Below are 7,041 nucleotides of genomic sequence, written 5' to 3'. Positions count from 1 at the left end.
CCTGGATCAACGTGCCAGCAGCGCGCGGGCCAGTTCCAGATCGCTCTGCTGCTGTGCCGCGGCGCTCTGCTCACGCAGGTGGACCAGTGCGGCCTGCAGGCGGGCGCCACGAATCTCGCCATCGCTGGCGACGAATGCAGCCGCATCGTCGCGTGCAGCCAGCACCACCTTGTCATCACCCGAGCTGCTGCCCGAGGAACCGGAGGACGCACCCGTGGCCGAACCGGCCGACGTACCGGCGAAGCTGGAAGCGAAGCCGGCCAGCGGCAGGGACAGCAGGGCGAGCAGCAGAAGCGGACGGGTCATCGGTTCGAAGCCGGTTGTGAGGAAGCGTGGAGCGTAACGGGTGCGTGAAGGATTTGTCCGGCTCAAACGTCGAACAGCTTGCCGGGATTCAGCCGCGCTTGGGGATCGAACGCGCGTTTGACCGCCTTCATCAGCGCGATCTCGGCCGGGCCGCGGGTGCTGTCCAGGTAGCCCTTCTTGACCAGGCCGATGCCGTGTTCAGCCGAAATGCTGCCGTCGAAGCGCGCCAGTACCTGCGCCAACAGCTTGGTCACCTGCTCGCACTGCGCCACGAAATCGGCGTCGCTGGTGTTATCCGGCTTGAGCACGTTGATGTGCAGGTTGCCGTCACCGATATGGCCGAACCACACCACGTCGAAGTGCGGGTATGCCTGCCCGATCAATGCCTGGGTTTCAGCCAGGAACGCCGGCATCGACGAGATCCGCACCGAGACATCATTCTTATAGGGCTTGTAGCGCGCCAGCGACTCGGTGATGCCTTCGCGCAGGCGCCACAGCTGGGCGGCCTGGGCGTCGCTGGCGCTGATCACCCCATCGCTGACCCAGCCGTTGCCCATGCAGTCCTCGAAGGCCGCCATCGCCGCCGCTTCCTGAGCGTCGTCGCCGGCGGCGAACTCGGTGACCACGTAGTACGGATGCACCTCGTCGAACGGCGCCTGCGCACCGTGCGCCAGCACGTGCTCCAACGCCCGGTCGGTGAAGAACTCGAAGGCCTGCAGCTGCAGGCGCGCGCGGAACGCAGCAAACACCTGCATCAGCACTTCGAAACTGGGCAGTGCCAGCAGCATCACGTTGCTGGCCGGCGGCGGGTCGGTCAGCTTCACCGTGGCTTCGACGATCACGCCCAGCGTGCCCTCCGAGCCGATCAGCAGCTGGCGGAAGTCATAGCCGCTGGAGTTCTTGATCAGGCCCTTGTTGAGCTCCAGCAACTCGCCGCTGGCGGTGACCACCTTCAGCCCGGCGATCCACTCGCGGGTGTTGCCGTAGCGGATCACACGGATGCCGCCGGCATTGGTGGCGATGTTGCCGCCGATCGTGCAGGACCCGCGCGCGGCGAAATCCACCGGGTAGATCAGGCCGTGGTCCAGCGCGGCATTGTGCACAGCTTCCAGTGGCATGCCGGCCTGCACCACCAGGGTGCGATCGACCGCGTCGTAGGCCAGCGCCTTGTTCATCCGTTCCAGGCTGAGCACCAGCTCGCCGTTGGCAGCCACCGCGCCCCCGGAGAGGCCGGTGCGGCCGCCGGACGGCACCACGGCCACACCCTCGCCTGCACTCCAGCGCATCACCGCCTGCACCTCCTCGACCGTGGCCGGCAGTGCGATCGCCAGCGGCGCCGGCGTCCAGCGCCGGGTCCAGTCGCGCCCGTAATGCTCCAGGTCGGCCGGGTCGGTCTTCAGCTTCAGGCCGGGACAGGCCTGCTGCAGCGTGGCAATGCGGGAATCGGTCATGACGGTCCAGCGCGGTGCGTGAAGAACGGGCAAGCGTGCCAGCGGCGCGCGCCAGCGTCCAGCCCCGCAGCCGCGCCGATCGCTACGGATGCAACCAATTGCGCACTGCACCATGGGGGCTTCGATCTGGCATAGTGGTCGGCCCCTGTCCCACTGGCCGTGTTGCCTCATGTCGCCGAAGAAGACCTCGTTCCCGAAGCAGGATATCCGCGTACTGTTGCTGGAGGGGGTCAGCCAGACCGCCGTGGAGGTATTCAGCGCCGCCGGTTACAGCCAGATCGAAGCGCACACCAAGGCGCTGCCCGAGGACGAACTGAAGGCACGCATCGCCGACGCGCACATCGTCGGCATCCGCTCGCGCACCCAGCTCAGTGCCGAGGTGCTGGCCGAGGCCAAGCGCCTGATCGCGGTGGGCTGTTTCTGCATCGGCACCAACCAGGTCGACCTGGACGCGGCCGAGCTGGCCGGTATCCCGGTGTTCAACGCGCCCTATTCCAACACCCGCAGCGTGGCCGAGCTGGTGATCGCCGAGGCGATCATGCTGACCCGCGGCATTCCGCAGAAGAACGCCGAATGCCATCGCGGCGGCTGGTCGAAGTCGGCCAGCGGCAGCCATGAAGTGCGCGGCAAGACGCTGGGCATCATCGGTTACGGCCACATCGGCACCCAGGTCGGCGTGCTGGCCGAATCGCTGGGCATGCAGGTGATCTTCCACGACGTGGAAACCAAGCTGGCGCTGGGTAATGCCCGTGCTGCCGCCAGCCTGGACGACCTGCTGGCGCGCGCCGACATCGTCACCCTGCACGTGCCGGAAACCCCGTCCACGCAGTGGATGATCGGCAGCACGGAGCTGGCGAAGATGCGCAAGGGCGCGCACCTGATCAACGCCGCGCGCGGCACCGTGGTCGACATCGATGCACTGGATGCCGCACTGGCCAGCGGTCACGTCGGCGGCGCTGCATTGGACGTGTTCCCGGTCGAGCCGAAGGGCAACGGCGATATCTTCGAATCGCCGCTGACCCGCCACGACAACGTGATCCTGACCCCGCACGTAGGCGGCAGCACGCTGGAAGCGCAGGACAACATCGGCGTGGAAGTGGCGGCCAAACTGGTGCGCTACAGCGACAACGGCAGCACCCTGTCGGCGGTCAACTTCCCGGAAGTGACCCTGCCCGAACACGAAGACAGCCTGCGCCTGCTGCACATCCACCAGAACGTGCCGGGCGTGCTGTCCAAGGTCAACGAGATCTTCTCGCGCCACAACGTCAACATCGACGGCCAGTTCCTGCGCACCGACCCGAAGGTGGGCTACGTGGTGATCGACATTACCGCCAGCGAGGCGCAGGCCGCCGCCGTGCGCGACGAGCTGGCCGCGATTCCGGGCACGCTGCGGACGCGCATCCTGTATTGACGCGCGTCCCGCCTTGCACTTGTAGAGCCGAGCCCATGCTCGGCTGCGGTTCCGGCCCGCATCGAGCCGAGCATCGGCTCGGCTCTACAGGTTGCTAGCGCGCCAACCACCGGCGCGCCATGCGCTGCATCGACTCATCCGATTCCGGATCGGCGGCGACTTCGGTCACCGGCCGCCACGCCAGCTCCAGCGACTCTTCGCTGAGCACGAAGGCCTCGCCACCCAGCGCCCGGATCACGAAACGCACGTCGTAGTGCCAGTGTCCCGGCACGTCCTTGCGCTCCGGAATCCAATGCTTGTCCAGATCAAAGATGGCCGGGTCTTCCAGCACCAGGCCGCTCAAGCCGGACTCCTCCTCGGCTTCCTTCAGCGCAACCTGGGCCAGGTCGCGGTCGCCGTCGGCGTGGCCGCCCAGCTGCAGCCAGCGCTGCAGCTTGCGGTGATGGGTCAGCAGCAGGCGCTGGCCATCGGCACTGACCAGCCAGCAGCTGGCGGTGAAGTGGCCGGCCAGGCGCTCGCGGCGGAACGGATCTTCCGGATCGTCCAGCAATGTGCCGAATTCGGCAGCCAGTGCGTCGTGGGCAGGCTCGCGGCGGGCATAGTCCCGCAGCAGGCCACGCAGGCGATCGTCAAGCACGGCAAGGGTTTCGGCGGTCTGGCTCATGAATGGGCGGTGTTTGGAAAAATACTGCTCATTATCGCCGCTCATTGTTGCGATTGCGCTTGTGCGTTGGCTTCAGCTTTGGCTAAGGTACAGCGGGCCGTTCGCGCGGCCTTCACCATTCCAGGGTTGCCGGCAACGTATCGGCGGCCCACCCCATCCGATCACTAGGAAGTACTGCATGCTGAAAGCTCTGTTGAGGGTCAAGCCGGTTGAACCGGCCGGGCACGTCGATGCCGGCGAACCCATCGAAGGCAGCCTGGACGGCGAAGCCACGTTGAAACGGACCCTCACGGCTAAACACCTCATCCTGCTTGGCGTGGGTGCGGTGATCGGCGCAGGTATCTTCGTGCTGACCGGCCAGGCCGCGGCCAACCACGCCGGCCCGGCCGTCATGCTGTCGTTCGTGATCGCCGGTTTCGCCTGCGCCCTGGCGGGCCTGTGCTACGCCGAGTTCGCGGCGATGATGCCGGTCTCCGGCAGCGCATACTCCTACTCCTACGCCACTCTCGGCGAAGGCATGGCCTGGTTCATCGGCTGGTGCCTGGTGCTGGAATACCTGTTCGCTTCGGCCTCGGTCGCGGTGGGCTGGTCGGCCTACCTGATCAGCTTCATCACCACCACGCTGCACATGCCGTTCCCGGATGCACTCAGTGCCGCGCCCATCGCCTGGACAGGCAGCGAGTTCATCGCCTCCGGCAAGCTGTTCAACCTGCCAGCGGTGCTGATCGTGGCAGCGGTGTCCGGCCTGCTGTACGTGGGCGTGACCCAGTCGGCCTTCGTCAACGCGATCATCGTGGCGATCAAGGTCACCGTCATCTGCCTGTTCATCGGCATCGGTGCGGCCCACATCGACCCGGCCAACTGGCAGCCGTTCATCCCGGAAAACACCGGCGTGCCGGGTGAGTTCGGCTGGAGCGGCGTGTTCCGCGCGGCCACCATCGTGTTCTTCGCCTACATCGGCTTCGATGCGGTCTCCACCGCCGCCGGTGAAACCAAGGATCCGCAGCGCAACATGCCGATCGGCCTGCTCGGCTCGCTGGCCGTGTGCACCCTCGTCTACATCATCGTCTGTGCGGTGCTGACCGGCATGATGCCGTACCACCTGCTGGGCACCGACAAGCCGGTGGCGACCGCGCTGGAGCCCTACCCGACCCTGTCCTGGCTGAAGACGTTCGTGGAGATCGGCGCCATCGCCGGCCTGTCCTCCGTGGTGCTGGTGATGATGATGGGCCAGACCCGCATCGCCTACACCATCTCCCGCGACGGCCTGCTGCCGAAGTTCTTCGGCAAGGTCCACGCCCGTTTCCGCACCCCGTACGTCGCCACCATCGTGGTCGGCGTGATCGCCGCCGCGCTGGCTGGCCTGGTGCCGCTGAACGTGCTGGGTGAACTGGTGTCGATGGGGACCCTGCTTGCCTTCGCCACGGTCTGCATCGGCGTGCTCGTGCTGCGCTATTCCAAGCCGGAGATCCATCGCCCGTTCCGCGTGCCGGTGGTGTGGATCATCTGCCCGCTGGGCGCGGCCACCTGCCTGTTCCTGTTCTGGCAGGCGTTCGTGGTGCACTGGCACCTGTTCGTGGGCTGGACGCTGCTCGGCCTGCTGATCTACCTGGGCTACGGCATCCGCAACAGCAAGCTGGCCAAATCGCCCTGATCCGCCTACGGGCCGGCCTCGCGCCGGCCCGTCCGTTTTCCCCGCGCGCCGGTCATGGCGCGCTTCGACAAGACCACCACACATGTTCAAGCAACTGTGGGCCACCAAGCACCCGCATGCCGCCCATGAAGACGCCAACGGCCTGAGCCTGCGCCGCCACCTCGGCCCCTGGGGCCTGACCGCCCTGGGTATCGGCGCGGTGATCGGCGGCGGCATCTTCGTCATCACCGGCCAGGCCGCCGCCAACCACGCCGGCCCGGCCATCATGCTGTCCTTCGTGCTGGCCGCCATCTGCTGCGCTTTCTGCGCGCTGGCCTATGCCGAGTTCGCCTCGATGGTGCCGGTCTCCGGCAGCGCCTACACCTACACCTACGCCACCTTCGGCGAGCTCTCGGCCTGGTTCATCGGCTGGATGCTGGTGCTCGAATACGGCGTCTCCGCCTCGGCGGTGGCGGTCAGCTGGACCGGCTACTTCCTCAGCCTGCTCAGCCAGTTCGACATCCATCTGCCAGCGGCGCTGGTCAGTGCGCCACTGGACGCCCAGCTGCGCCCCACCGGTGCGATCGCCAACCTGCCCGCCGCGGCACTGGTACTGTTGCTGACCTGGCTGTGCTACGTCGGCATCAGCAAGTCATCGGCGATGAACATGGCGATGGTCGTGCTCAAGACCGGCCTCATCCTGCTGGTCATCGTGGTCGGCTGGAAGTACGTGGACACCAGCAACTGGACGCCGTTCATCCCCGCCAACGAAGGCCCCGGCAAGTACGGCATGGAAGGCGTGCTGCGTGGCGCGGCGATGGTGTTCTTCGCCTACATCGGCTTCGAGGCGGTGTCGGTGGCGGCGCAGGAATCGAAGAATCCGCAGCGCGACATGCCGTTCGGCATGATGCTGTCGCTGGTGATCTGCACCGTGCTCTACATCGCGATGGCCGCGGTGATGACCGGGCTGGTGCCGTTCCAGCTGCTCGGCACCGACGAGCCGGTGGTGACTGCCGTGGCCGCGCATCCGCAGCTGGGCTGGCTGCGCTGGGTGGTCGAGGTCGGCGCGCTGGTCGGCCTGTCCTCGGTGGTGCTGGTGATGATCATCGGCCAGCCGCGCATCTTCATGATCATGGGCCGCGACGGCCTGCTGCCGCCGGTGTTCACCAAGATCCATCCGAAGTACCGCACCCCGCACATCAACACCGTGATCACCGGCATCGGCATCGCGCTGCTGGCGGCGCTGTTCCCGCTGGACATCCTCGGTGAGCTGACCTCGATGGGTACACTGATCGCGTTCGCCGCCGTGTGTGCCGGCGTGCTGATCCTGCGCCGCACCCAGCCGGACCTGCCGCGCCCGTTCCGCATGCCGATGGCCTGGCTGATCTGCAGCCTGGGCGTGCTGAGCTGCCTGGCGCTGCTGTCGGCGATGACGATGCACAACTGGATGCTGATGGGCGTGTGGACGTTCGTCGGTTTCGTGATCTATTTCTGCTACGGGTTCAGGCACAGCCGCCTGCGGGGTAAGTAAGGTTTTCTGAATTGCAGGGCCTGCGGCCCTGCACCCGCCTTTTAA

The 7,041-nt window shown here is 66.6% G+C and carries 6 protein-coding genes; 3 read left to right on the top strand and 3 right to left on the bottom strand.

Annotated elements, in window-relative coordinates:
* Nucleotides 1-6: 6 nt before the first annotated feature.
* Both N5D45_RS22510 and N5D45_RS22505 read right to left on the bottom strand, forming a co-directional pair.
* Nucleotides 7-306, bottom strand: a complete 300-nt coding sequence (locus N5D45_RS22510; RefSeq protein ID WP_010482550.1) for a DUF2388 domain-containing protein — start codon at nt 304-306, stop codon at nt 7-9.
* Nucleotides 307-368: 62 nt separating this feature from the next.
* Nucleotides 369-1,757, bottom strand: coding sequence for an FAD-binding oxidoreductase (locus N5D45_RS22505; RefSeq protein WP_164193701.1), 1,389 nt, complete (start codon nt 1,755-1,757; stop codon nt 369-371).
* 169 nt (nt 1,758-1,926) lie between these two features.
* Between N5D45_RS22505 and serA the strand changes: the two genes are divergently transcribed.
* Entirely contained in the window at nt 1,927-3,168 is a 1,242-nt protein-coding gene (serA, locus tag N5D45_RS22500) for a phosphoglycerate dehydrogenase (RefSeq protein ID WP_049409039.1), read from the top strand.
* 94 nt (nt 3,169-3,262) lie between these two features.
* Here the strand turns inward: serA and N5D45_RS22495 are convergent, their stop codons facing one another.
* The gene (locus tag N5D45_RS22495; RefSeq protein ID WP_279939654.1) at nt 3,263-3,877 is read right to left on the bottom strand and encodes an NUDIX hydrolase; all 615 of its coding nucleotides are present in this window, start codon (nt 3,875-3,877) and stop codon (nt 3,263-3,265) included.
* A gap of 133 nt (nt 3,878-4,010) precedes the next feature.
* Here N5D45_RS22495 and N5D45_RS22490 point away from each other — a divergent pair, with 133 nt between their 5' ends.
* On the top strand, nt 4,011-5,486 hold the full coding sequence (locus N5D45_RS22490) for an amino acid permease (RefSeq protein ID WP_197657226.1): 1,476 nt from the start codon (nt 4,011-4,013) through the stop codon (nt 5,484-5,486).
* A gap of 82 nt (nt 5,487-5,568) precedes the next feature.
* Nucleotides 5,569-6,996, top strand: a complete 1,428-nt coding sequence (locus N5D45_RS22485; protein ID WP_010482555.1) for an amino acid permease — start codon at nt 5,569-5,571, stop codon at nt 6,994-6,996.
* Nucleotides 6,997-7,041: the final 45 nt, after the last annotated feature.

The sequence above is a fragment of the Stenotrophomonas sp. GD03819 genome (assembly GCF_029841665.1).
Taxonomy (GTDB): Bacteria; Pseudomonadota; Gammaproteobacteria; order Xanthomonadales; family Xanthomonadaceae; genus Stenotrophomonas; species Stenotrophomonas geniculata.
Note: the sequence above shows the minus strand (reverse complement) of the source record. Positions and strands in the feature narration are given on the sequence as shown.